The organism is Shewanella sp. S1-49-MNA-CIBAN-0167, assembly GCF_040310145.1.
Lineage (GTDB): Bacteria > Pseudomonadota > Gammaproteobacteria > Enterobacterales > Shewanellaceae > Shewanella > Shewanella psychromarinicola.
This window is the reverse complement of sequence record NZ_JBEOPO010000249.1, coordinates 1-274: the sequence shown is the minus strand read 5'-3', so window position 1 is coordinate 274 and position 274 is coordinate 1. Positions and strand designations below refer to the sequence as shown.

The following is a 274-nucleotide window of genomic DNA, read 5'->3' as shown; positions in this document are numbered from 1 at the left end:
CGCCAGTGTTGATTCAACTAACTGACTCAGCTGCAGGTTAATGTTGTCGACATCAATGGCTCTTAAATCAACAGTCTTTAAGTCAACAGCCTCCATGTTAACGGTCTCGAGTTCAATTGCATTAGTACTATTGTCTGCGACACAATAATCAATAATGGCAGCAGGTAAGTGGCCAAAAATTGTATCGTCTAGGGCAAATACAATCGCTTGCGCGACATTGGGATGAGTTAATAATACTGCTTCAAGTTGTTCTGGATGAATGTTCTCACCGCCA

1 protein-coding gene is annotated in these 274 nt (G+C 42.0%); it reads right to left on the bottom strand.

The annotated features are described in order from the left end of the window. Positions 1–274 (bottom strand): AMP-binding enzyme (locus tag AAEZ00_RS21205; protein WP_502959356.1); only part of this gene is annotated, 274 nt, incomplete at both ends.